Annotated in this window: 25 protein-coding genes; 23 read left to right on the top strand and 2 right to left on the bottom strand. The window is 34.7% G+C overall.

Annotation, left to right across the window (positions count from 1 at the left end):
• The first annotated feature begins 22 nt into the window (after positions 1 to 22).
• From LpgJCM5343_RS08720 to LpgJCM5343_RS08710, 3 genes are read left to right on the top strand one after another with little or no spacing between them, the layout of a single operon-like run.
• A complete protein-coding gene (locus LpgJCM5343_RS08720; protein ID WP_003652150.1) occupies positions 23 to 871 on the top strand; it encodes a PRD domain-containing protein in 849 nt (282 codons plus the stop codon).
• Positions 868 to 2,742 carry a PTS beta-glucoside transporter subunit IIBCA gene (locus LpgJCM5343_RS08715; RefSeq protein ID WP_101891067.1) on the top strand — a complete coding sequence of 625 codons (1,875 nt, stop codon included), beginning with the start codon at positions 868 to 870 and terminating at the stop codon, positions 2,740 to 2,742. The genes LpgJCM5343_RS08720 and LpgJCM5343_RS08715 overlap by 4 nt, the downstream gene beginning before the upstream one ends.
• An 11-nt stretch (positions 2,743 to 2,753) precedes the next feature.
• Positions 2,754 to 4,232, top strand: a complete 1,479-nt coding sequence (locus LpgJCM5343_RS08710; RefSeq protein ID WP_101891066.1) for a glycoside hydrolase family 1 protein — start codon at positions 2,754 to 2,756, stop codon at positions 4,230 to 4,232.
• Between the two features lie 49 nt (positions 4,233 to 4,281).
• Here LpgJCM5343_RS08710 and LpgJCM5343_RS08705 read toward each other — a convergent pair whose 3' ends face one another.
• Positions 4,282 to 5,694, bottom strand: coding sequence for a C69 family dipeptidase (locus tag LpgJCM5343_RS08705; RefSeq protein ID WP_101891065.1), 1,413 nt, complete (start codon positions 5,692 to 5,694; stop codon positions 4,282 to 4,284).
• A 79-nt stretch (positions 5,695 to 5,773) separates the two neighbouring features.
• Between LpgJCM5343_RS08705 and LpgJCM5343_RS08700 the strand changes: the two genes are divergently transcribed.
• From LpgJCM5343_RS08700 to LpgJCM5343_RS08670, 7 genes are all read left to right on the top strand, one after another.
• Complete coding sequence (locus LpgJCM5343_RS08700; RefSeq protein ID WP_011678984.1) at positions 5,774 to 6,016, top strand: hypothetical protein; 243 nt, start codon at positions 5,774 to 5,776, stop codon at positions 6,014 to 6,016.
• Between the two features lie 143 nt (positions 6,017 to 6,159).
• Positions 6,160 to 6,783, top strand: a complete 624-nt coding sequence (locus LpgJCM5343_RS08695) for a TetR/AcrR family transcriptional regulator (RefSeq protein WP_003649934.1) — start codon at positions 6,160 to 6,162, stop codon at positions 6,781 to 6,783.
• Between the two features lie 135 nt (positions 6,784 to 6,918).
• Complete coding sequence (locus LpgJCM5343_RS08690; protein ID WP_003652143.1) at positions 6,919 to 7,461, top strand: NADPH-dependent FMN reductase; 543 nt, start codon at positions 6,919 to 6,921, stop codon at positions 7,459 to 7,461.
• Positions 7,462 to 7,472: 11 nt separating this feature from the next.
• A complete protein-coding gene (gene nfr2 / locus LpgJCM5343_RS08685) occupies positions 7,473 to 8,027 on the top strand; it encodes an NADH-dependent flavin reductase subunit 2 (RefSeq protein ID WP_003649936.1) in 555 nt (184 codons plus the stop codon).
• A gap of 129 nt (positions 8,028 to 8,156) precedes the next feature.
• Entirely contained in the window at positions 8,157 to 9,197 is a 1,041-nt protein-coding gene (locus LpgJCM5343_RS08680; RefSeq protein WP_101891064.1) for a MupG family TIM beta-alpha barrel fold protein, read from the top strand.
• 10 nt (positions 9,198 to 9,207) lie between these two features.
• Complete coding sequence (locus LpgJCM5343_RS08675) at positions 9,208 to 10,011, top strand: tyrosine-protein phosphatase (protein WP_101891063.1); 804 nt, start codon at positions 9,208 to 9,210, stop codon at positions 10,009 to 10,011.
• Positions 10,008 to 10,934 (top strand): FAD:protein FMN transferase, encoded by a 927-nt coding sequence (locus LpgJCM5343_RS08670; protein ID WP_101891062.1) that lies wholly within the window; start codon positions 10,008 to 10,010, stop codon positions 10,932 to 10,934. The genes LpgJCM5343_RS08675 and LpgJCM5343_RS08670 overlap by 4 nt, the downstream gene beginning before the upstream one ends.
• A gap of 40 nt (positions 10,935 to 10,974) precedes the next feature.
• Here LpgJCM5343_RS08670 and LpgJCM5343_RS08665 read toward each other — a convergent pair whose 3' ends face one another.
• A complete protein-coding gene (locus tag LpgJCM5343_RS08665) occupies positions 10,975 to 11,511 on the bottom strand; it encodes a CvpA family protein (protein ID WP_101891061.1) in 537 nt (178 codons plus the stop codon).
• A gap of 198 nt (positions 11,512 to 11,709) precedes the next feature.
• Between LpgJCM5343_RS08665 and rsmG the strand changes: the two genes are divergently transcribed.
• From rsmG to LpgJCM5343_RS08600, 13 genes are all read left to right on the top strand, one after another.
• Complete coding sequence (gene rsmG, locus LpgJCM5343_RS08660) at positions 11,710 to 12,429, top strand: 16S rRNA (guanine(527)-N(7))-methyltransferase RsmG (protein ID WP_020807087.1); 720 nt, start codon at positions 11,710 to 11,712, stop codon at positions 12,427 to 12,429.
• Positions 12,430 to 12,451: 22 nt separating this feature from the next.
• Positions 12,452 to 13,333, top strand: a complete 882-nt coding sequence (gene noc / locus LpgJCM5343_RS08655) for a nucleoid occlusion protein (RefSeq protein ID WP_003652133.1) — start codon at positions 12,452 to 12,454, stop codon at positions 13,331 to 13,333.
• A 14-nt stretch (positions 13,334 to 13,347) separates the two neighbouring features.
• The gene (locus LpgJCM5343_RS08650; RefSeq protein WP_003649943.1) at positions 13,348 to 14,121 is read left to right on the top strand and encodes a ParA family protein; all 774 of its coding nucleotides are present in this window, start codon (positions 13,348 to 13,350) and stop codon (positions 14,119 to 14,121) included.
• A complete protein-coding gene (locus LpgJCM5343_RS08645; protein ID WP_113532471.1) occupies positions 14,105 to 14,986 on the top strand; it encodes a ParB/RepB/Spo0J family partition protein in 882 nt (293 codons plus the stop codon). Before LpgJCM5343_RS08650 ends, LpgJCM5343_RS08645 begins: the two co-directional genes overlap by 17 nt.
• 20 nt (positions 14,987 to 15,006) lie before the next feature.
• On the top strand, positions 15,007 to 15,255 hold the full coding sequence (locus LpgJCM5343_RS08640) for a DUF951 domain-containing protein (protein WP_003649945.1): 249 nt from the start codon (positions 15,007 to 15,009) through the stop codon (positions 15,253 to 15,255).
• Positions 15,256 to 15,278: 23 nt separating this feature from the next.
• A complete protein-coding gene (gene ychF, locus LpgJCM5343_RS08635; protein WP_003649946.1) occupies positions 15,279 to 16,379 on the top strand; it encodes a redox-regulated ATPase YchF in 1,101 nt (366 codons plus the stop codon).
• Positions 16,380 to 16,390: 11 nt separating this feature from the next.
• The gene (locus LpgJCM5343_RS08630; protein ID WP_020807083.1) at positions 16,391 to 17,224 is read left to right on the top strand and encodes a DUF1129 domain-containing protein; all 834 of its coding nucleotides are present in this window, start codon (positions 16,391 to 16,393) and stop codon (positions 17,222 to 17,224) included.
• Between the two features lie 136 nt (positions 17,225 to 17,360).
• Positions 17,361 to 19,091 carry an ABC transporter ATP-binding protein gene (locus LpgJCM5343_RS08625; protein ID WP_049161094.1) on the top strand — a complete coding sequence of 577 codons (1,731 nt, stop codon included), beginning with the start codon at positions 17,361 to 17,363 and terminating at the stop codon, positions 19,089 to 19,091.
• Between the two features lie 13 nt (positions 19,092 to 19,104).
• Positions 19,105 to 20,955, top strand: coding sequence for an ABC transporter ATP-binding protein (locus LpgJCM5343_RS08620; RefSeq protein ID WP_020807081.1), 1,851 nt, complete (start codon positions 19,105 to 19,107; stop codon positions 20,953 to 20,955).
• A gap of 150 nt (positions 20,956 to 21,105) precedes the next feature.
• Entirely contained in the window at positions 21,106 to 21,792 is a 687-nt protein-coding gene (gene croR, locus LpgJCM5343_RS08615) for a response regulator transcription factor CroR (RefSeq protein WP_113576218.1), read from the top strand.
• Positions 21,793 to 21,797: 5 nt separating this feature from the next.
• Entirely contained in the window at positions 21,798 to 22,943 is a 1,146-nt protein-coding gene (locus LpgJCM5343_RS08610) for a sensor histidine kinase (RefSeq protein WP_101891059.1), read from the top strand.
• Between the two features lie 49 nt (positions 22,944 to 22,992).
• Positions 22,993 to 24,564, top strand: coding sequence for a UDP-N-acetylmuramoyl-L-alanyl-D-glutamate--2,6-diaminopimelate ligase (locus LpgJCM5343_RS08605; protein ID WP_003649952.1), 1,572 nt, complete (start codon positions 22,993 to 22,995; stop codon positions 24,562 to 24,564).
• A 2-nt stretch (positions 24,565 to 24,566) separates the two neighbouring features.
• Positions 24,567 to 25,316, top strand: a complete 750-nt coding sequence (locus tag LpgJCM5343_RS08600; RefSeq protein WP_113576219.1) for an aspartate/glutamate racemase family protein — start codon at positions 24,567 to 24,569, stop codon at positions 25,314 to 25,316.
• The last annotated feature ends 64 nt before the right edge of the window (positions 25,317 to 25,380 follow it).

Below are 25,380 nucleotides of genomic sequence, written 5' to 3'. Positions count from 1 at the left end.
TTGTTGCTTTAAAGGAGGCAAGATGAAGATAACTAGAATTTTAAACAATAGCGCTGTGATTAGTGAAAACCAAGATCATGAAGAAATTATAGCTCTTGGTAAAGGTATTGCTTATGGTAAAAAAGTTGGGGATGAGTTTGATAAGCGGAAGATATATAAAATTTTTACGCCATTGTCTGATAGTCAAAGAAAGTTATTGCTAGAGACAATTCATGAAACAGATCCTATTTTCTTTCAAATTTCACAAAAAATTGTGGATAGATTGAAACATGAAGAGAATATCGAATTAGCTGATAGTGTATATATTACTTTGACAGATCACCTTGCTACAAGTGTAGAAAGAGCGAAAAAGGGTTTGTATTTAAGTAATAAATTTATTTGGGAAGTTAAAAATTACTATCCAAAAGAATACAGATATGGTTTATGGGCTTTAAAGTTGTTAGATGCGCAATTTGATTTGAATTTTCCAGAAGATGAAGCAGGTTTTATTGCGGTACATATCATTAGTGGAGAGCTTGGGAATGATATCAGTGACTTTAGTAAATCTGTTGATTTTATAAAGTCAATTACTAAGATTGTTAGATACTATTTTCATATTGATATTGACTATCAATCCTTAAATTATAATCGTTTTGCCGTTCATTTGAAGTTCTTCTGGAAGGCAATGATGTATAAAAAAGATCAATCAAGCTTTGGAGACTTAAGTAGAGAAATTTTAAATGTAATAAAAAATAGTGATATTGAAGCTTATAAATGTGCTTTGAAGATAAAAGAGTATATTTCGGAAAAATACAATTATGAATTAAACAATGAAGAAATTATGTATTTAGCTATACATATTAACAAGATCGTACACGGAGAAGAAAAATGAGTTATGAAAAGATGAACAAACAAATCATAGCCGCTGTTGGTGGAGAAGATAATATTCAATCAGTTGTCCACTGTGCAACAAGATTACGATTTGTTTTGAAAGACGAAAGTAAAGCAGATGATGCAGCCGCTGCAAGAATTCCGGGCGTTCTGCAAGTTGTAAAAAAGGCTGGACAATATCAATTAGTTATTGGAAGCACCGTAGAAGATGTTTACAACGATTTGGTTAAAATGATTAATATTGAAAATGACGATAATTATAAGTCTACGCCTAAAGAAAAGAAAAATATTTTCGACACTGTAATCAGTGTTATTACAGGATCCATTGCGCCAGCTATTCCATTACTTGCTGGTGCTGGTATGGGTAAAGTTTTACTCCTGATTTTAACAATTAGTGGCCTACTGTCAGATAAAAGTCAGACATATCAAATTTTGAATTTAATTTTTGATACTGGATATTTCTTTATGCCAGCCTTTATTGGATTTTCTGCCGCTAAAGTATTCAATACTGATCAGTATTTGGGCGCTTTTATGGGCTTAGTAACTGAGCACCCAATTTGGACAGCAATGGTTGCAGCTAAAAAGCCAGTGGAGTTCTTAGGGATGCCGGTACAGTTGATAAAGTACTCTTCTACTTTAATTACTGCGATTATTTCTGTTTGGATTATGTCTTACATTTACAAGTATGTTAAGAAATATACTCCTAACATGGTTAAGATTTTTATGGTGCCAATGTTAACAATGTTAATTACGGCTCCACTAATCTTCCTAGTAATTGGGCCAATTTCTAACATGATTTCAGAAGGAATTGGATTTATTTCTATGTGGCTATTCCACAATGCAGGTATTGTGGCTATTCCGATCTTAGCAGCTGCATATCCATGGCTTGTTTCAATCGGTATTCACAAAGCTTTAAGTCCAATTAGTATTCAATTAGTAGCTACTCAAGGATTCGATCCAATTATTCGTGTAGTCGCATTATGTTCAAATATGTCTCAAGCAGCTGCTTCATTGGTTGTCGGTATGAAGAGTAAGAACAAAGAATTAAAGAGTTTAGCATTGTCATCAAGTGCTACTGCTTATTTAGGCGGAATTACAGAACCAGCATTGTTTGGTGTTAACTTACCATTAAAGAAACCTATGTATGGTGCAATGATTGGTGGTGCAATTGCTGGTGTTGTTGCAAGTTTTATGAAGATTAAAGCCTTTATTTACGTAACTCCTGCATTTTTAAGTTTGCCAATGTGGGTTTCTAAAACTGAAAATTTTGTCATTCAAGCTATTATTGTAATTATTGTTGCTAGTGTAGCTACATTTATAGCTACTTGGGCAATCGGATTTGATGATCCTGTAGACGAAAAGTCAGAAAAAAATAAGCAAAAAGAAAAATTTGAACAAACTCATGAAAAGCATGATTTAAAGAGCCCTGTAAAGGGAACTGTTGAACCACTTAGTGAGGTTAATGACGAAACTTTTGCTAGTGGAGTAATGGGTAAAGGAATTGCAATTGTTCCTAGTGAAGGTAAAATATACGCACCTGATGATGGGGTAGTTACAGCTACTTTTGATACTGGGCATGCAATTGGATTACATTTAGACAATGATGCAGATGTTTTAATTCATATTGGTATTGATACTGTTCAAATGAATGGTGATGGATTTAAACAATTAGTAAAAAAGGGGGACCATGTAAAAGCTGGACAGGAATTAGTTGATTTTGATATTGATAAAATTAAAAAAGCCGGCTATGATCCAACAGTTATGATGATTGTGTTGAATAGTAAAGATTTCTTAGAAGTATTGCCAGTTGTAAATAAAAAGGATGAGAAAAAAGATGTTACAACGAGTAGCAATGTCATTGTATTAGCTTAGGAGAAAATAGTATGAAATATTATCATGTTCCTCAAGACTTTAGGTGGGGCGTTGCGACAGCAGCTAATCAAGTAGAGGGTGCTTGGAATGAAGATGGCAAAGGACTTTCAATTGCTGATTGTGAACGTTATGATCCTAAAAAAGCTAAGGCAGGTTATAAAGTTGCAAATGATATAACCAGCTCTGAGATTCAAAAAGCTATTAAAGACAAGAAAAGCGATGGCTGGGGAAAGAGACACGGGGTCGATTTTTATCATACATACCCTGAAGATATAAAAAAACTTGCTGCTACTGGAATTAATACCTTTAGAACTTCAATTGCATGGAGTAGAATTTTTTCAAATGGTGATGATCCTGAACCTAATGAAAAAGGTCTAAAATTTTATGACAATTTATTTGATGAGCTACATAAATATAATATTGAGCCAATTATTACGCTGTCACATTATGAAATGCCATTAAATTTAGTTTTAAATTATGATGCTTGGTATGATCCAAAAGTCAGAGATTATTTTATGAGATTTGCGAAAATTGTTGTAGATCATTTTCATAAAAAAGTGAAATATTGGATTCCTATTAACGAAATTGATAGTATTTTACGTCATCCGTTTTCTTCAGCGGGGTTAGTTAAAGATAGATTTCCAAATAAAAATTTTGAAAAAGTTATATACCAAGCAATGCATAATCAATTCGTTGCAGCTGCGTTAATTACAAAATATATTCATGAGAACTATACTGATCTATTGGTTGGCTCGATGATTACTAGCACGATGGTTTATCCTTACAATAGCGATCCTCGAAATAGCCTAAAAAGTGTACAAGTAATGCGAGAAAGTTATAATTTTAGCGATATTCAAATTCGTGGTAACTATCCGTTAAATTTATTATCAAAACTCAAAAAACTTAATGTGAAGATAACGGAAAAAGAACTAAAAGTAATTAGAGATAATACGGCAGACTTTGTGGCATTTTCCTATTACTCTTCTATTTGTACTGCTTTTGATACTACTGGCTTAAAAATTACGAAAGCAAATAGAACTGAGGGAGTTTATAATAAATATTTACCGACTAGTGATTGGGGTTGGCAGATTGATCCAGTGGGATTAAGAATCATATTAATTAATTTATATGACCGCTATCAAAAACCTTTATTTATTGTAGAAAATGGATTAGGCGCAAAAGATAGTTTGACTAAAAGTGGAAAAGTTCATGATGATTATCGAATTGATTATTTGCGTAAGCATATTAGGCAAATGCTAATTTCTTTAGAAAATGATGGGATAGAGTTGATGGGATATTGTATGTGGGGAATGACGGATATGATTTCAGCATCAACTACCCAAATGTCCAAGCGATATGGCTTGATTTATGTTGATTTGGATGATTTAGGAAATGGAAGCTATCGACGTTACTTAAAGGACTCCTACTTTTGGTATCAAAAGTTGCTATCTTTTGGAGATAAAATTCCTAAAGATTATTTAGATAAATAAAAAAATACGCAGACACCAATAAAGTGTCTGCGTATTTTTTATGAACGTATTACAAATTAGGATCAATCCTAAATCTCAATGGAGAATCTGCCGTTTGAGCAGTGATAAGTTTTGCAATTAATTTTTGATAGTTCTTAATAGCAACATCAGCTAGTTTTTTGTTTGCTTCATTGACTAGATCAATTTTTTTAGCATTATCTTTTTCTTGAGCTAATTTTTTGTCGTATTCAACTCGTAATTTATTCAAAGTTAGATTAGTTGCTTTTTGTGTATTAACTAAATCAGTCGCATATTTACTCCAATTTCGATCAACTAAGACGCTAACCATTTTAAATACCCAGTAGGCAGAATTAGTTGTAAATTCTTCTTTGCCATATTTAAACATCGTAGGTACTTTAGTTCCTTGAGGATAGAAAGGAATATAAACGCTTTGAGCAGCTATTCCCATTGCTAGCCAATGAACCATATCATTATCTCTAAGTTGTAGTAAATGTGATTCTTGAGTAGTAGCTACCGCGATTGGGCGATAAGCAGGCTGACCCTCATTTTTAGAATTAGTTAAATCATATTTTGTACCATTGAAGTGGTCGCTTAAGACACGTTGTGCTTCTTGAATTGACACAGGATGATCGGGTTTTCTAATAAATGGCAAGTCAAAACTTTCGGGATTTTGCTCTACAGATGGAGTTAGAAGTTTTTGCCCACTCCAAACACGAGGCGTATTGTAAGTTAAGTCTGAATCATCATGTGTACCAAAAATTAATCTAAAATTAAATGGTTTATTCTTTGGCCAGAGATTATTTTGATAAACGAAATCTTGAATGCCAGGAGAGGTAATGAAATTCTTTTTATCATTAAAATCAATTACTTGAATTGCTAATTGATTAGCTACTACGGCATAAGAATCGTCGGGAATACGCTGAGCAACATAATGATGACCAGAACCAATCTCCATATACCAGGCTTCATCTCTATCTGCGAATAAAATCCCGTCTGCTTCGGCAGCTCCATGTTTTTGGATGATTTTACCTAAGCGTTCTACTCCTTCTCGAGCAGACCTAATGAAAGGTAGAACAACCGTTATCATTGCTTCTTCTAGGATGCCTTTTTCTTCATCGAAGGGATCAACAGCCATGACACGGTCATTAGCATAAGCACTTTCTGTAGCACTCATTGCAACGTGATATTCATTGATTCCGTCCTCTTCGAATACACCATATTTATCTGTCCATTCAGGAGTAGAGGAATAAGAAAAACATTCATTAGGTAGTGTTATTTGAAATTTATTATCTTTTGATTTAAAAATGTTATTTTTCTTTATTTGATGTTGGTTAAACGCAAGATGCTTTGGCCAGGCGGTTTTTGCATCTTCATTACGGCCAATAATTACACTGCCATCAACAGTGGCTTTTTTACCAATTAAAATCGATGTACAAGAAGAACGTCCAACAGGAGATGTCATAGGTTTCACACTTTCTATTGATATAATATAATCTATATTGTATAACGTATAAAACTTAAAAATAAGTGAGGGCATTAAAATGGCAGAATTACCAGAAGATAAAAAAATTATTCTTACAACTGATTACAAAGATAATACCATTAATATGGAATTTTCTGACAATTTAGTTGATAATCGTGAAAAAGGATATATTCTTTCAGCCGCATTTTTTGCATTTGCTGCAAATGAAGGCCTAGATAAACAACAAGTTATTGAAATGGTCAATTCCCATTATGATCAATTTACTGGGGATGATGATTCGAGTTTATTTAAAAGATTATAGAAATTGAGATAAAATTCTCCACATTTTCATTTTTTTGTTATAATATAGTCACGGAGAAAATAACAGATGTTAGACAATTTCTGCTATTTTTAGATGATCTCTATGTGTTGATGTTGATAATATAATTAAGTGAGGTAATTAAAGTGGCTAGAAAAAAAGAAATAGACAAGCAAAGAATTCTCGATGCTGCTTATAAATTAGCAGTTCGTGGTGGAATTGAAAGTTTAACTGCAAGAAATATTGCAAAGGCAGTTAACTGCTCAACCCAACCAATTTATCTTGAATTTGAAAATATGCAGGATTTACGTAATCAAGTTCTAGCAAGAATTTCTGATGAATTGAAGTCTAACACTCTTCAACAGAACTTTACAGGTGAACCATTGATTGATTTAGATCTTTCATACTTGTACTTTGCAAAAGAACATGTTGATTTATTTAGAGCAATGTTTGTAGATGGTAAGTTTGGCAATCAAATGATTGTTGATACTTTGATGGGACTTGGAATCGAAAAATTCAAGCAACAATTTGATGCAGAACAATATTCTGATGAAAGACTCAAGCATATTGTCATTGCCAACTGGATTGCTGCTACTGGATTAGCAACTTTACTCATTAACAAGATGGCAAACTTTACGCAAGCGCAAATGGTTAGCGTTTTGAAGGCGCAAATCCATGATGCGATGCTAAATGACCGTCTTACTAATGTGGAAGAAAATCCATTATTTGCTGCAGACACCGATGCTTCTCTTGAAGAACGTCTAGGCTAATTTTATGAATTAATTAAACACCGCTTTCAAGTGAAAGTGGTGTTTTTTTGTTAAAATTAAAATATAGCTTTCAAAATTATAAAGTTAAAACGTATAATTTAAGGGAAAGATAGTTAAGAGAAAGGTGACGTAGAAATGAAGCTCTTTGCAATTGTGGGTAGCAATGCAGATCATTCTTATAATCGTGATTTGCTAAAATTTATTAAAAAGCATTTTACTGGTAGATATGACATTGAATTAGGAGAAGTTAGAGATCTTCCAATGTTTAAGGAGGGAGTCGAAGAACCTGCTGAAGTGGCTAGTTTTGCTAAGAAAGTAACTGAAGCTGATGCAGTCTTAATCTCTACGCCAGAGCAACAACACTCAGTTCCTTCATCTTTAAAGAGTGCTTTAGAATGGCTTTCATCAGCTGAGCATCCGTTTAAGGATAAACCAGTGGTTATTGTAGGGACCTCAGTTTTGCCACAAGGTTCTGCTCGTGGACAAAGTCATTTAAAGATGGTACTTTCTTCTCCAGGTTTTAGCGCTAAAGTGTTTAATGGAGATGAATTTATGATGGGAACTGCTCCAGAACAATTTGATGAAAATGGTGATTTACCAGATGGAACTGTTAAGTTTTTAGACCATTTCTTTGATGAATTCGACGTTTTCTATTCTGAAGTAGGTAACTGCAAGTAGGGAGGTAGAACATGAAATTATTAGCAATTGTTGGTACGAATGCAGATTTTTCATATAACAGATTTTTGGAACAATTTATGGCTAAACGTTATCAAGATCAAGCTGAAATTGAAGTATATGAAATTGCTGACCTACCTCGTTTCAAGAAAGAAGCACAACCAGATAGCAAGGTTGAAGAATTTAAAAATAAAATTCGTGAAGCCGATGGTGTGATTTTTGCTACACCAGAATATGACCACGGAATCCCGTCTTCATTGAAGAGCGCAATGGAATGGACTGGTAGCCACGCTCAAGGAAATGCAGATGTGATGAAAATGAAGCCAGTTATGGTTTTGGGTGCATCTTATGGTATTCAAGGAGCTTCAAGAGCACAAGAAGAAATGCGTGAAATTTTACTTTCACCTGATCAAAGTGCTAATGTTTTGCCAGGAAATGAAGTTTTAATTGGGCATGCTGCAGATAAATTTGATAAAAATACTGGGGATCTATTAGACCAAGAAACAATCCATGCGATTGACTTGGCATTCAACAATTTTGTCAAATTTGTTGAACAAGCTAAAAAATAAGTAAAGTCTTATTTTTGCATTGTGAAAAAGAACTAGATGGATATTTTCTATCTAGCTTTTTTTGTCATTAAAGTTTATCATTTTAATGAAAGAAAGCATTTTCACAAAGCTTAGAAAAGAGAGATTGAGATGCTCGGTTTTTCAGTTTACTTGGATAAAGATTTAACAGCGGATGACCATAATTATTTGCTGGGAATGAGAAACGCTGGTTTTAACGAGGTATTTACTTCGTTGACCGGATTAAATGACAAAGCAGAGACAATTTTAAAGCGATTAAATCAGTTAACTAGTTGGTGCAAGGATCTAGAATTAAAGGTCATGGCTGATGTGTCGCAAGATGATTTACATTATTTAGGCTATGATTTAGCTGATGTAGAAAAATTAAAGACACTCAATGTTGCAGGCTTAAGAATTAATGATCAAGTATTGATGCGGTTTGTATCTAAATTATCTAAATCTATGTGGGTATCTTTAAATGCAATTTATTTGCAGCCAGAAGATATTACCCATTTAAAAGAAGAAGCAGCTAACTTTGATCATATTAGGGCTTTATTTGATTTTTATTCTCAATCAGAAACTGGAATGGATGAAAATTGGTTTAAGAAGAAAAATCAATGGCTACGTAAATGTAATTTAGAAACGGCAGCTTTTATTTCAGGAGATGGCGTTAAGAGAGGTCCATTTTTTGCTGGAGAGACTACGCTTGAATCTCAACGAGGTGTTTACCCCTTAGCTGCTGCTCTTAACTTGAAAGGCTTAGCTTGCAGCAATGTTATTGTAGGTGATCGTCTAACTAGCGAAACAATCAAGTCTTTCGCGCGTTATACTAAAGAACATGCAATTACACTTCATGTAATAGATGAAGAAAGTTCACTTCTTGAAGAAAATCAGTGGCATAATTATTTGTATCTCGCTCAAGATATCGTTAGACTACATTGTGAAGGAAAATTGCCCCAACTTGAAGCTCAAGAGTTGCCTTTAGACCGTCCAGCTGGAACTATTAGTATTAATAGTAATGGCTTAAACAGCGATGAAGTCCATATTGCTAAGCGTAACTTACCAGCTGATAAAGAAGTAAGAATAGTTGGTAAGGTTTGTGCTAATGAGTGTAGTTTGCTTTCACATATTGAGCCAGGACAAAAAGTTGTTTTTAAAAAATTAGAAAAGTAGGGATTACAAAATGATTAGGCCCAACGTTTTACCACTAGAGCATGTGCCTAATGCACGTGATTTGGGAGGCTATGTAGGTTTTGATGGCCGTAAAATTAAAATGCACCGTCTTCTTAGAACTGGTAAATTATGTCAAATGACCAAAGAAGATGAAACTTTTTTACTTAATTATGGCTTAACTAAAATTATTGATTTACGTTCACCTAAAGAAATCAAAATTACTCCTGATGTTATACCAGCGGGAATAGAACATATTGATAATCCAATTCATGGCAATCAAAGTGCAGAAACGGATCAAAAGATAGCGCAATTAAAGAAGACCTATACTAAAGATCAATATGCTGGTTTTAAAACGATGTGTCATCAATATTATTCTTCCGTTAGCCAAGAATACTCACAAAAGGCATTTAGAAGTTTGCTGAATATTTTTGCTAACACTAAAGATGGTGCAATTATTTTTCATTGTTCTGAAGGAAAAGATCGTACTGGTCTAGCTACAGTTTTAATTTTGTATCTTTTAGGCGTTGATATGGAAACTATCAGACAAGATTATCTATTTTCAAACTTAATGCTCGGAAGATATCAGGCTATGATGAATCAAAAGATAATTGATGAAGGCGGCGGTGTGGTTTTACGTGCCAACGTTAGAAGTTTAGCAAGTGTTGCAAATGAATACTTAGATACAGCTCTTTTATTAATTGATGAAAAATATGCTGGTCTTGATAACTATATTAAGAATGTTTTGAAGATTGATGATGAATTGATTCAAAGCCTAAGAGAATTATATTTAGAGCCAAAGAAGGCATCAAAATGATAGAGAACTATGCTTCAACTCCAATTTCAAAAGTTGGTCGTGGTTTAGGTACTGTTATTACTTTACAGATCTATGGCGATCAAAACGAAAAAATCCTAGATCAGAGCTTTGATTTAATTGCGGGATATGAGGATCGCTTAACTGTAAATCGTGATCATTCTGAAGTGATGGATATTAATCATGCCGCAGGTCTTCATCCTGTTCAAGTTTCGGCAAGTACATATAACTTAATTAAATTAGCAGTTTATGAAAGTAAGCAAAATTTTGGCTTTAATGCGCTTATTGGACCAGTTGTAAAACTCTGGCATATTGGCTTTAAAGGCGCACATGTTCCTACTGATGCACAGATTAAAGCGAAGATGGGCTTAACTAATCCTGATGATGTTGTTTTAGATGATGCTAACCAGACTGTCTTCCTAACTAAAAAAGGGATGGAACTTGATTTAGGAGGTATTGCTAAAGGCTATATTGCAGATAGAATTAGAGACCTTTGGCGTGCATACGATGTACGAGCTGGGATTATCAATTTAGGCGGCAATGTTTTATTCGTAAATAGTTCTCCAAAAAGGGCAAGTGGCGAATGGATTTTAGGTGTTCAAGATCCGAAAAAGAAGCGTGGAGATAACCTTACAACTGCGACAGTTCACGAATGCTCAGCTGTAACTAGTGGGACATATGAACGCTTTTTAGAAATTAATGGAAAAAAATACCACCACATTATTGACCCTAAGACTGAATATCCAGTTCAGACTCATGTGGCAGGGGTTACATTATTTACTAGGGATTCGGTTCAAGCAGAGATTGAATGTAAACGACTATTTTTTGCTGGTGGATCTATTCCTGGATGGAAAAATGATAAAGCCGGTCGCTATGGTGCAATATTTGTGTACGATGATGATTCAATTGAAAGAATCGGCGTATAAAAAAAGATTCGGAAATTTCCGAATCTTTTTTTGTGAAATATTAACCTACAGTTCGACTAATACCAAAGATTGTCTTAAAGACCCCGTTAGATAAACCTGGAGTGTTGTAAATAATCACTCGTAAAATTGGTGAATCGACTGTTTGCTGGATGAACCAAGGATTTTGAAAAGCTTGGCACATAGATAAGGCAACGTAAATTAAGAAGTAAGCTGCAATAAATGAAACAATTGCTCCGAGGACATTGTCTAACAGATTACTTAGCCCTTTATTAGTACGATCTCGTTTAGGGAGCCAGCCTTTGAATATTTTTAGAATCATCTTTCCGATAAACCAAATTACGAAGAAAGCTAAGAAACGGTAACCGATTAATTCCAGACTAACATTACCAGTTGTTGGAACTAGATTACCTGAGAATTGTTGGTAGAACCAATTTCCTAGGCTATTTTGACCTAAAATTGCAGCAGCAAAGACAATTGCCCCAAAAATCATATTAATAACACGTTGAGCAAATCCCAGCTGGTATCCTTTGTAGGTTTGGTAGCCAAGATAAAGAATCACAATAAGCGTAACAATCATGAATTTAACCCCTTTTGCTAATCATTATAGCCTATAGATATTGATTTAAATACATATTTTTTCAGACTTAGTTGTTTTTTGACGATTCTTAAAAAATACTACATAATTAAATACGTTAGTTTATGATGATGATAGTATTGTTAACCGACTTTAATTGCGGTAAATTAGGAGTGTGAAACTAGGTTTCACGGGTGAAAAATGAATCCAGAAATTTTTGCAGAAGAACTCGCAAATTACGGCTTTAAGCTTAGTAGTAAGCAAAAAGAACAGTTTGCGACATACTATAACAAATTAATTGAATTTAATAAAAAGGTCAATCTTACTAGAATTACTGATAAAAACGAAGTTTACTTAAAACATTTCTTTGATAGCATTACACCTCTTTTAGAATTTTCAGACTTATTTAAAGGTGAGAAGAGTTTATGTGATGTAGGTGCTGGAGCGGGATTTCCATCTTTACCAATTAAAATTTTGTGCCCAGACTTAAGCATTACCATCGTTGATTCTTTAGGTAAACGATTAAAGTTTTTAGATGAACTTGTAAGTGATTTAAGTTTAGATAAAGTTACTCTAGTTCATAGTCGTGCAGAGGATGCTGGACAAAATAAAAATTTACGAGAAAAATTTGATTTGGTTACTGGACGTGCAGTGGCAAGAATGAGTGTTTTGAGCGAGTATTGTCTACCTTTAGCTAAGGTTGATGGATATTTAGTTGCCCTTAAAGGACCTAAAGCACAGGATGAGTTAGCAGAAGCTAAAAATGCAATTGAAGTATTAGGTGGAAGCGTTAAAGAAGTGAAAGAATTGACGCTTCCTGATACGGATGATGAACGCACCTTGATTGTTGTTAAAAAAGTAAAAGCTACGCCAAAGAAGTATCCACGTCAGGCTGGCACACCGAATAGAAAACCACTTTAAATTTAATTGGAGGATTTAGATTATGGCATTTTCATTATTTGGCAATCGTCAAAAAAAGATTCCTGAAAGTAAGCAAGTTCAAGAAATTGAACTAGATAAAATTATGCCTAACCGCTATCAGCCACGCCATACTTTTAGCGATGAATCAATTGAAGAATTAGCGGCTACTTTGAAAGAACAAGGACTACTTCAACCTATTATTTTACGTAAGCCAGCTGATGGCCCTGAAGGTGAATACGAAATTATTGCAGGTGAGCGACGCTTTCGTGCAGCTCAATCACTGAAGTGGGCTAAAATTCCAGCTATTGTTGAGAATATGGACGATGAGAAAGCCGCTTCTTTGGCATTAGTTGAAAACTTGCAGCGTGAGAACTTAAATCCAATTGACGAAGCACAAGCTTATGTTCAATTGATGAAAGTTAATAACTTAACTCAAACTGAATTAGCAGAGCAAATGGGAAAGACCCAATCATATATTGCTAATAAGATTAGATTGCTAAAATTAACTCCTAAGGTACAAGGTTTTTTAATTGATAAGAAGATTTCGCAACGTCATGGTCGTGCACTTTTAGCTTTAAATGAAGAAGACCAAGATACGGCTGTCAGTGAAATTATTAAAAATGGTCTAACTGTAAAAGAAACTGAAGAGATGGTAAAAGATCTTGACGGCTACCTTGAAGCACAGAAGCAGGCCAAAGAAGAAGAGCTTGAAGAGAATAAGCCTGAAAAAGAGAAGAAGCCTAAGAAAAAAGTTCAAGTTCGAACAGCTAATGACTTTAAAGTACAAATTAATACCATTAAAAAAGCAATTAAAATGGCAAAAGATTCGGGAATGACTGTGAAGTATAAAGAAGATAAAAAGGGAGATTCCTACAAGATTACTATTGAATTGCTTAAAAAGTAAGCAAAGGGGTAAATATGGTTCAAATTATTTCGGTTGCTAATCAAAAAGGTGGCGTCGGTAAAACAACGACGACAATTAATTTAGGTGCCAGCATTGCAAATCATGGTTATAAGGTTTTAATTGTTGATATTGATCCTCAAGGAAATGCAACGTCTGGTTTAGGTATTGAAAAATCAACTGTAGATAAGGATATCTATAATGTTTTAATTGATGAAATTCCCCTGTCTGAGACAATTCATCATACTGAAACTAAAAATCTAGATGCAGTTCCTGCTACAATTCAATTAGCTGGTGCTGAGATGGAATTAACATCAATGATGGCACGTGAAACTAGATTGAAACAAGGAATTGATGAGGTTAGTCATGAGTATGACTTTATCTTGATTGACTGTCCACCATCTTTGGGGCAACTTTCAATTAATGCCTTCACTGCTTCAGATTCTATCTTAATTCCAGTACAAAGCGAATACTATGCAATGGAAGGGCTAAGCCAATTATTAAATACGATTCGTTTAGTTCAAAAGCACTTTAATAAAAACTTGGGCGTAGAAGGCGTTCTACTAACTATGTTAGATGCAAGAACGAATTTGGGCGCTGAAGTTGTTAAGGAAGTTCAATCTTACTTTAATAAAAAAGTGTATAAGACAATTATTCCGAGAATTACCAAATTGGCTGAAGCACCAAGTTATGGTAAGCCAATTACAGAATATGCTCCAAAATCTCGGGGTTCACAAGTGTATGATTCCTTAGCAAAAGAGGTGTTGAAAGCTCATGGTAAGAAACTCTAAAGAACCAAAAAAGCGTGGGTTAGGACGTGGGTTAGAAGCCTTATTTGATGAAAGCCCACAAGTGCAAGAAACTGAAGAAATTACAGAAATTCCTTTAGATGAAATTAGGCCTAATCCCTACCAACCAAGAAAGACCTTTGATAACAAGAGTCTAAAAGAGTTGTCTGAATCAATTAAAGAAAATGGTGTCTTTCAACCAATTATTATTCGCAAATCGGTTAACGGCTATGAAATTATTGCAGGTGAGCGTCGTTTTCGTGCCTCTAAATTAGCTAAGAAAAAGACCATTCCAGCAATTATTCGTAAATTTGATGAAGCTCAAATGATGGAAGTTGCAGTTCTAGAAAACTTGCAACGTGAAGACTTAACACCATTAGAAGAAGCTCAAGCTTATGAGATGCTTCAAAAAAACTTAGGCTTAACTCAAGCAGAAGTTTCAAAAAGATTAGGAAAGTCTCGTCCATATATTGCAAACTATCTTCGTTTACTTACCTTGCCGCAAAAGACTAAACGTCTTCTTCAAAGAGGAGAATTATCAATGGGGCAAGCAAGAACACTGCTTGGCTTAAAAGATAAGGATGGAATCGATGACTTAGCTAAAAAAGTGGTTAAGAACGGAATTACTGTTCGTCAATTAGAGTCATTAGTGGCTAAGTTAAATGAAAAAGAAAAGAAGCCTAAGAAGAAGGCTATTAAAAAGTCTGCTTTTATCAGAGCTAGCGAATCTCAATTAACTGATAAATTTGGAACTAGCGTAAACATTACAGAAAGCAAAAAGGGAAATGGTCATTTAGCGATTGATTTTGCTTCGACTGATGAATTAAATCGAATTTTAGATTTACTAGGGATAAATTTAGATAAATAATTAATTAGGAGTGATTTTTCATGTATCATTTGGGCGATGTAGTGCAGATGAAGAAACCACATGCATGTGGTGAAAACAAGTGGGAAATCTTGCGGATGGGTGCAGACATTCGCATTAAATGCTTAGGGTGCGGTCATTTAATTATGATGCCTCGAGCAGAATTCAATAAAAAATTAAAAAAGGTGCTGCATTCAGCAAATGATCCAGTTAACTTAAAAGAAGAATATTATGTTCCAAAGGAAAACATTGCTGTACCACACTTTGAATAAAACCAATTAAGAGGAGAAATATAATGTCATTAACTGCAGGTATTGTTGGATTGCCAAATGTTGGTAAATCTACTTTGTTTAACGCGATTACTAAGGCTGGTGCTGAAATGGCAAACTATCCATTTGCTACTATTGAACCAAATGTGGGGATGGTTGAAGTTCCAGATAGTCGTCTAGCTCGCATTCAAGAATTAATTCCAGCTAAAAAGATTGTTCATACCACTTTTGAATTTACTGATATTGCTGGTTTAGTAAAGGGCGCATCTAAAGGTGAAGGACTTGGAAATAAATTCCTTGAAAACATTCGCCAAACGGATGCAATTGTTCATGTAGTAAGAGCTTTTGATGATGACAATATCACTTCAGTTACTGGTAAAGTTGATCCTGAAGAAGATATCAACACAATTAATCTTGAATTGGCGATTGCGGACTTAGATGCAGTTAACCGTCGAATTGGAAAAGTTCAAAAAGTTGCACAACAAGGTGATAAAGAAGCTAAGGCTGAAATGGCTGTTTTGAACAAGTTAAAACCTGTTCTTGAAGAAGGAAAGGCTGCCCGTTCAATTGATTTTAATGAAGATGAACAAAAGATTGTAAAGGGGCTATTTTTACTTACTTCTAAACCAGTTATTTATGTTGCTAATATTGCTGAAAGCTCAATGGCTGATCCTGAAAGTGATAAGTATTACCAAATTGTCAAAAAGCATGCTGAAAGTGAAAATGCTGAAGCTTTAGGTATCAGTGCTGCTACTGAAGAAGAAATTGCTTCAATGGATGAAGATGAAAGAAAAGAATTTCTTGAAATGGAAGGCGTTGAAGAATCTGGTCTTGATCGTTTAATCAAGGCTGCTTATCATATTTTAGGACTTCGTACTTTCTTTACTGCTGGTGGTCCTGAAACTCGTGCTTGGACTTTCCATGAAGGGATGAAAGCACCACAAGTTGCTGGTGTTATTCACTCAGACTTTGAACGTGGATTTATTCGAGCAGAAGTTGTTTCATTTGATGACTTAGACAAACTTGAAACCATGCAAAAAGTTAAGGAAGCAGGAAAGCTTCGTCTTGAAGGAAAAGATTACGTAGTTCAAGACGGTGATATTATTGAATTTAGATTTAATGTTTAGGAGTTTTTTGAATGGATCCAAAAGATCAAAACAAGAGTGAAAATACTGAAGCAGCTAAAAACTCAACAGTAGGTAACGTAAAACAAGAGAAATTAAAAAAGGCACATGAACAAAATTCTCGTGAAGAAGAGATTAAGAAGATGCCGCCAAAAGAATTACGAAAGAAGTTAAGTAATAAAAATCAAGATTATGTCTTTCGTTTGGAAAAATTTCTGGCAGAAGATCAAAACTACACTATGGATCAAGTAGAACCTGCAATTGATCAAATCTTGCCAGAAATTATTGTTGCACAACGTAAAGGTATTCCAGCATCCAGCTTGTACCAAAAAGCTCCAAGAGAAAAAGCAATTGAAATTGCTAATCCAAAAAAAGAAGCACCCAAGAATAAGTTCTGGATGCATGCAGTAGATAATGGCTTACTTTACTTTGTGATCTTTGCAGGGTTCTTTGGCGTAGTACAATTGTTTAATATGAACTCTAAACAACAAAATGGTGTGCAACAGATGGGAATTTTAACTGTTGCTTCTGTTACCATCTTGTTTGGTATTTTGATGGCATATTATAACGATTTAGTAACCAGAGAAAAGAGCAAACGACCATCGACGTGGAAGGTAGTCTTAATAGGAATCTTCCTAGTCGGAATAGTTATGGTGTGGATTACAATTACTTCAATGCCATTCTTACGTGTGATTAACCCAGTTCTTAATCCATGGGTTTACATTGTGCTAGCAGTTATCGCTTTCTTTGTCCGCAGATGGTTCCGTCAAAAGTATCACGTTGTCGATCCACTGCAAATTAAACGTGAAAATGAGATTGCAGCACGTAGAAGAAATCGCAGAAGTTAAAGCGTGACTATTTAATTAAAGTAGTCTACAGTATAAATAAAGATAGCAAATAATGTGTTTGTTAGAGGAATGAATAGACGGCGCGAGGCGTCTATTTATTTTTATCTTTTTTAAGTTAAAAGAACGGGGGTTTTATATGGTTAATGTGTTACGTAAGTCAATTCGGCAATATAAAAAATTGTCATTGACTTCCCCAGTCCTAGTTGCAGGTGAAGCTTTAATTGAAATGCTGATCCCGTACTTGGTTGGTATTTTAATTGATAAGGGAATTATGAAAGGAAATATGGGATACATCAATAAATGGGGCCTAATCCTTTTCGTATTAACTTTAATTTCCTTATCTTTAGGTGCAGCTGCCAGTTACGTTTCTGCACATGCAGCAGCCGGCTTTGCAGCTAATTTAAGAAAAGATATGTTTTATCATATTCAAGATTTTTCTTTCAGCAATATTGATAAATTTTCTAGCGCTAGTTTGGTAACGCGACTTACTACAGACGTAACTAATGTACAAAACGCTTATCAAATGCTAATCAGAATTGCCGTTCGTGCACCGCTGATGCTAATTTTTTCAATTATTATGTCAGTCATAATTAGTCCAAGACTATCTTTAATCTTTGTGGTAATTGCTCCAATCTTTGTTTTAATTTTGGCATTAATTATTAAAAGTGCATATCCTTACTTTCCACGTATTTTTAAAGGATACGATGTAATGAATCAAGATGTTCGTGAAAATATTCGTGGAATTCGTGAAGTAAAGACTTACGTTCAAGAAGAAGCTCAAATTGAAAAATTTGAAAAATCTTCAGGTTTTATCTATAAGCTTTTCTCAACTGCGCAGAAAATCATGTCACTTAATGCGTTAGTTGTAATGGCAGTTCTTAATATTTCGACTTTGGCAATCTGCTGGTTTGGTGCTAAAGAAATTGTTGGTGGAAGCTTGCAAACTGGACAATTAGTTTCAATGTTTTCATATTCAAACTCTGTTTTATTTAGTTTAAACATCCTAGCTATGATTACTACGCAATTGGTTATTTCAGAAGCTAGTGGTAAACGTATTGCAGCTGTTTTAACTGAAAAGTCAGCGATTGAAAACCCACGTAAACCACTTAAAGATGTGACAAACGGTGATATTGTTTTTGATCATGTTAACTTTAAATACTCGCCAGATGAAAAGCATTATGCTTTAGAAGATATTAATTTACATATTACGCCAGGTGAAACAATTGGTATTATTGGTGAAACTGGTTCATCAAAATCGACTTTAGTTTCCATGATTCCGCGTCTTTATGATGTAACATCTGGTGCAGTTAGAGTGGCTGGACATAATGTTAAGTCATATGAACTAAAGGCTCTTCGTGATAAAGTTGCAATGGTTTTACAAAAGAATGTTTTGTTCAGTGGAACTGTTGAAGAAAACTTAAAATGGGGAAATGAAAATGCAACGCACGAAGAAGTCGTAGCTGCTGCTAAAATTGCACATGCTGATGGCTTTATTCGTGAAATGCCAGATGGCTATAATACTATGATTGAACAAGGCGGAAATAATGTTTCTGGTGGTCAAAAACAAAGAATTACGATTGCACGTGCATTGTTAAAGAATCCGGAAATTCTAATTCTAGATGATTCAACTTCCGCAGTTGATACAACAACTGAACGTGAAATTCGTGAATCTTTGGCTAAAGATATGCCAACAACGACTAAGATTATTATTTCGCAAAGAGTTGTTTCAATTAAAGACGCTGATCGGATTATTGTTATGAATCATGGTACCATTCAAGCAATTGGAACTCATGAGGAGCTAATGAAGACTAATGAGCTTTATCACTCAATCGCTAAGTTCCAAGAAGAAAATAATGCAGGAAAGTAGGTGAGAGAACTTTATGGATCAAGCAAAACAACAAACTAAAGGAAATCGTCTTAAAGTTTTAGGTCGTCTGCTAAAAGTAGTCTTAACTACTAGTCCTTGGATGTTAATCGTTTCAGTAATTACTATCATTTTGGCAGCTGGATCAGCGGTAATTGGATCCTTATTCATTGAGCGATTAATTGATACATATGTTACTCCCTTACTGCATGAAAAGGTTCCTAACTATGGTCCATTACTGAATGCAATTTTAGTAATGTTTGGAATTTATGCAATTGGCTTTATTTCTAACTATCTTTTTAGCATGCTAATGGGAGTGTTAGCTCAAAAAGTTCAATTCCGGGTTCGTAATGAGACATTTACCCACATGGAATCTCTGCCGATTGCTTACTTTGATCAAAATAATTATGGTGATATCATGAGTCGCTATACTAATGATATCGACACCTTAATGCAGATGATCTCACAATCGCTACCACAATTTTTGAATTCAGCTCTAAGTTTGATTTTTGTTATTGTGGCAATGTTCAGTTTAAGCTGGCAATTGACTTTATTCTCTTTTATTATTTTTGGTCTATCATTTGGAATTGTTAGATTTTTAACTGTGAAGTCTAGCTACTACTTCAAGGTTCAACAAAATAAATTAGGTCAAATTAACGGTTATGACGAAGAAATGCTTAATGGTTTAAAAGTCATTAAGGTCTTTTCACATGAACCTGAAGCTGAAGAGGGCTTTGATAAATTTAATGAAGAACTGCGTGGAGCATCTGGGAAGGCTAATACTTATGCGACCGTTTTGTTCCCAATTATGGGTAATATGGGAAATTTATTGTACGTATTAATTGCCTTTATCGGAGGAGCTGCAGCAATTAACGGCTGGGCACCATTGACTTTAGGTGCAATTGCTTCTTTCTTACAATTATCGCGGCAATTTAGTATGCCGATTGCTCAGATTTCACAGCAATTGAATTCAATCGTTTTGGCTTTAGCTGGTGCGCAGAGAATTTTTGAGTTAGAAGATGAGCCTTCGGAAGTTGATAATGGCGACGTTATTATGTCGGCCAATCCCGACGTTAAAAATAGTTGGTATTGGGATGTTCCTGAGAAGAATGGTGATATTAAAAAAGTTCCAATTAAAGGACATATTGTTTTTGATCATGTGAACTTTTCATATGTTCCTGAAAAGCAAATTTTGCACGATATTAATATTGATGCTAAACCGGGTATGAAAGTTGCCTTAGTCGGTGAAACTGGTGCTGGTAAGACGACTATTTCTAATATGCTTAATCGTTTCTATGAGATTCAGTCTGGAAAGATTACGTATGATGGCGTTCCAATTTCTCAAATTAGAAAAAATGATTTACGCCATTCTTTATCGATTGTTTTACAAGAAACGCACCTCTTTACTGGTACAATCATGGACAATATTCGATTTGGAAAACCAAATGCGAGTGATGACGAGGTTTATCAAGCTGCTCGTTTAGCACATGCTGATGAATTTATTCATGAGCTAGATGATGGATATGAGACTGTAATTGATGGAGATGGTGGCGATTTGTCACAAGGTCAAATGCAGTTATTAAGTATTGCTAGAGCCATGATTGCTGATGAACCGGTGATGATCTTAGATGAAGCAACATCAAGTATTGATACTAGGACTGAACGAATGGTTCAAGCAGGGATGGATAACTTGCTTGCTGGTAGAACTAGTTTTGTGATCGCCCACCGTTTATCAACCATTGTTAACTCAGACCTCATTTTAGTTCTGGATCATGGTCATATTATTGAACGTGGTAATCACGAAGAACTTTTGAAGCAAAAAGGCTATTATTACGAGTTGTATACTGGTAAAAAAGAATTAGATTAGTTAGAAAATGAACTCTAGATATTTTTTCTAGGGTTCATTTTTTATGATTCTTTAAAAACGTGGTTTAATTTAGGTAAATAGATGTAAAACAGGTAAAATATTAATAATAGTTTTTTTACGTGATAAATATAGAATAAGGAGACATTCCTCATGAAGATCTTAGTTGTTGATGATGATAAAGAAATCGTTGAATTATTAAGTATATATTTAAAAAATGAAGGTTATGAACCAATTGCCGCTTATAGTGGTAAAGAAGCCTTAACTAAACTTTCTACTAATCCAGAGATTGCATTGATGATTCTTGATATTATGATGCCACAAAGGTCGGGAATTGAAGTTATTAAAGAGGTTAGAAAAGATTCAGAAATTCCAATTTTAGTTGTTTCAGCTAAGACTAGCGATATGGATAAAATTCAAGGATTGATTACTGGAGCAGATGATTATGTTGTTAAGCCATTTAACCCATTAGAAGTAATGGCGCGAGTAAGATCATTGCTCCGTCGCAGTCAAAAAGAAGTCAAAGACGACAAGCCAGATGTATTAGAAGTAGGACCCTTAGTAATTAATAAGGACTCACATGAAGTTAAGACTTTAACAGGGAAAGTTATTCAATTAACTGCTTTAGAGTTTGGAATTTTATATATGCTTGCTAGTCATCCTAATCGCGTATTTAGTGCAGATGAAATTTTTGAAAGAGTATGGCAACAAGAATCGGTTGTTTCAGCTAAAACAGTTATGGTTCACGTTTCTCACTTGCGTGATAAGATTCAAAAAGCAACTGATGGAGAAGAAGTTATCCAAACAGTTTGGGGAGTAGGCTATAAAGTAGAGGCTTAGGAAGGATGAAAAAACAAAAAGTAATCCTAACCACGAAAGAAAAAAGTGAATTATTTGGCGAAGGTGTTATAACTGTTATTCTGCTTTTGCTATTGAATCTTTCGATTATTATTTTGCTTAATTTGGCAGTATTGAATGATCCACGTTTAGAAAATGGTATATTCTTTCTCAAAAAGACAATTACTTTTGCTAATGGAATGCATTTATGGTCTTGGCAACGACTTTTTGTTGGTGTTATGTTAGTGGGCGATGCCATTGTTGTTTATTGGCGATTAATTAGGAGATATCGTCAAATGCAACTGCGGCATGTTATTGAAGAATTACATTATATAGCTGATGGTCACTTTGATCATCGAATTCCTTTTGTAGTAAAGACAGATTTACAAAAGGTAATCGATTCAATTAACGCTTTAGTTGATAGTACCGTAGCTTCAATGGAAGAAGAGCGCCAGATTGAGCAATCAAAGGATGATTTGATTACTAACGTATCTCATGATATCAGAACACCGCTAACTTCAATTATAGGCTACTTGGGTTTATTAAAGAGTAGCGAACTAAATGAGGATCAAGCTAAATATATTAAAATCGCCTATGATAAAGCTCTCCAAATGAAAGCTTTAGCTGAAGACTTATTTGAATACACTACGCTTCGTTCGTCAACGAATAATAAACTAGTCTTAGCACCGCTCCATGTTAATTCAATGCTTGAACAGGTAGCAGCTGGTTTTGAATTAGAAGCAGAAAAGAAAAACATTACCTTTAATGTAGTAACACGACCAAGAGATTTAGTAATTGATGCTGATGCTAAAATGATTGTGCGAATGCTAAATAATTTGATTTCAAACGCCTTGAAATATGGTCATGGCGCAACTGAAATTAATTTAATTGCCAATAAGGTGAATAATAAGTTTGTAGAACTTAGAGTTGAAAATAATGGGGAGCAGATACCTAAGAATTCTTTGCAAAAAATCTTTGATCGCTTCTATCGAGTAGAAAGTTCAAGAAATTTAAAAACCGGCGGTACTGGATTAGGTTTAGCGATTACGAAAAGTATTGTTGACTTACATGGCGGGACAATTAAGTGTCAGTCAACATCAGAATTAACTAGTTTTATTATTCAACTACCACTCAATAGCCCCAAAGCAAAATGATGGTGTGCTATAATTTAGGCTGAATTGATTAAAAAATTGGGGAGAAAAAATGAGCGATTCTAGCATTTCTTTAAACACTTGCATCTTAATTTTGAAGGAACACCACTTGCTTAAGTCAAGTGCAGTACAAGATGCGGTTCCAACTAAAATGAATTATATTTCATATGATTCACGTGATATAAAAACAAATACCTTGTTTTTCTGTAAGGGTAAAGGCTTTAGACCTACTTATTTATCAATGGCTAAAGATAGTGGAGCTACTTGTTATGTAGCAGAACAACCATATCCAGAAGGTAAAGGAATGCATGCTTTAGTTGTTAGAGACGTAACTAAAGCCATGGCTCTTTTATCGGCTGCTTTTTACAGATTCCCGCAAGATGATTTATATGTTGTAGCCTTCACTGGTACAAAAGGTAAAACTACATCTGCTTATTTCTTGAAAGGGATGCTTGACCAAATTAACGGGGGTCGAACAGCTTTATTTTCATCAGTAGATGATATTGTCGGACCAAAGCCTGAAGATAAGTTCAAGTCTAGTTTGACTACGCCTGAAAGTTTAGACTTGTTCCGTGATATGAGAACAGCTGTTGATAATGGTATGACTCATTTGGTAATGGAAGTTTCTAGTCAAGCTTATAAGAAAAATCGTGTCTTTGGTTTAACCTATGATCTAGGATTTTTCTTAAATATTACTCCAGACCATATCGGTCCAAATGAACACCCTAACTTCGCAGATTATCTGCATTGTAAATTACAATTAATGGTTAACTCGCGTAAGTGTATTATTAACGCAATGTCAGACCACTTTGATGAAATTTATGCAGCAGCAACTACGACTACTAATCCAGATAGTATCTATTTGTTTGCTAGAAATGATTTCGAAAATCCTAACTTAAAACAACCAATTGATTTCCGTTTCCAATCAGTTGAAACAGACATGAAGGAAACTGAATTTAAGTTATTCTGTGCTTCTGAAAAAGCTAAGAAATTACCAATCGCTGGAGATTACACTCTTCAAATGATTGGTGACTTCAACGAGATGAATGGTACTGCTGCAATTATTGGTGCTGGTCTTGCTGGTGAAAGCTATGCAGAGTGTGCTAAAGGAATTCGTCACGTAACAATTCCAGGTCGAATGGAAACTTTACCATCAAAGAACCATGGAACAGTTATCGTTGACTATGCACATAATAAGGCCTCAATGATAGCCTTAATGAGCTTTATGCAACGTGAATTCAATAATCCAAAGATCATTGTAGTTGTTGGAGCTCCTGGGGATAAGGGAGTATCACGTCGCCCTGGATTTAGTGAAAGTTTGACTGCATATGCAAATAAGGCATTTTTGACTACCGATGATCCTGGTTTTGAAGACCCAATGGATATTGCTCAAGAAATTGATGCTGGCATTGATCATGAAAAAGTTGATGTCACAATTGAATTAGACCGTGAAAAAGCAATTCATGATGCAATTGCAATGTCTAATAAAGATGATATTGTTTTAATTTGCGGGAAGGGTGCAGATCCATTCCAAAAGATTCGCGGAGTAGATACACCATATCCAACTGATATTAAAGTGGCTGAAAGTGTAATTAATGAATTAGAAAAAGACGATGAGGAATAGTTATGAAGCACTTTTTCTCAATTATTGGCGGAATGGGGACAATCGCAACTGAAAGTTATGTCCGCTTAATTAATCACCGAGTTAAAATCGCTAAAGACCAAGATTATTTGAATTATATTTTAGTAAATGATGCTCAAATTCCCGATCGAACTGCTTATATCATGGATCATAGTAAGCCTAACTTTTTCTATGATTTAAAAGATGATGTTTTAAGTCAAGCGAAGCTTAATCCTGATTTCTTTGTAATGCCATGTAATACCGCACATTATTTTTATGACGATTTGGCTGCATTAACTGATGTACCATTTTTACACATGATGCGGATTGCTGTGCATAAATTTGTAGATGATTTTCCTAAGGAAGAAAAAATTGGCTTAATTGCAACTGAAGGTTCTATCTATGATCATTTGTATGTGGACGAATTAGAACGCGTTGGCAAGAAGGTAGAATTAGGTGGTCCCGAAATTCAGCCTATGGTCAATGAATTAATTTACAGTGATATTAAGGAAAAGGGTATTGTTGATCATGATTTGTATCATAAGATCTTGAAGACAATGCATGATAAATATGGTTGCAATGTAATTTTATTGGGATGTACGGAATTATCGCTTGCTCAAGAAAAGGCACAAGATCATCCTTATAATGTGATTGATCCTCAGTCAATTATTGCTGATGTTTCAATTGAACTTGCTTTGAAGATTCGTAATGGAATGGATCCTAAAGAAGCAACTGCAAAATATATGTATAAATAAAGTAAAGCCTCTCAGATTTAGACAGCTGAGAGGCTTTTTTGATATAAAAAAAGATTTCTAGGAG

Source organism: Lactobacillus paragasseri, from assembly GCF_003584685.1.
Classification (GTDB): Bacteria; Bacillota; Bacilli; order Lactobacillales; family Lactobacillaceae; genus Lactobacillus; species Lactobacillus paragasseri.
Note: the sequence above shows the minus strand (reverse complement) of the source record. Positions and strands in the feature narration are given on the sequence as shown.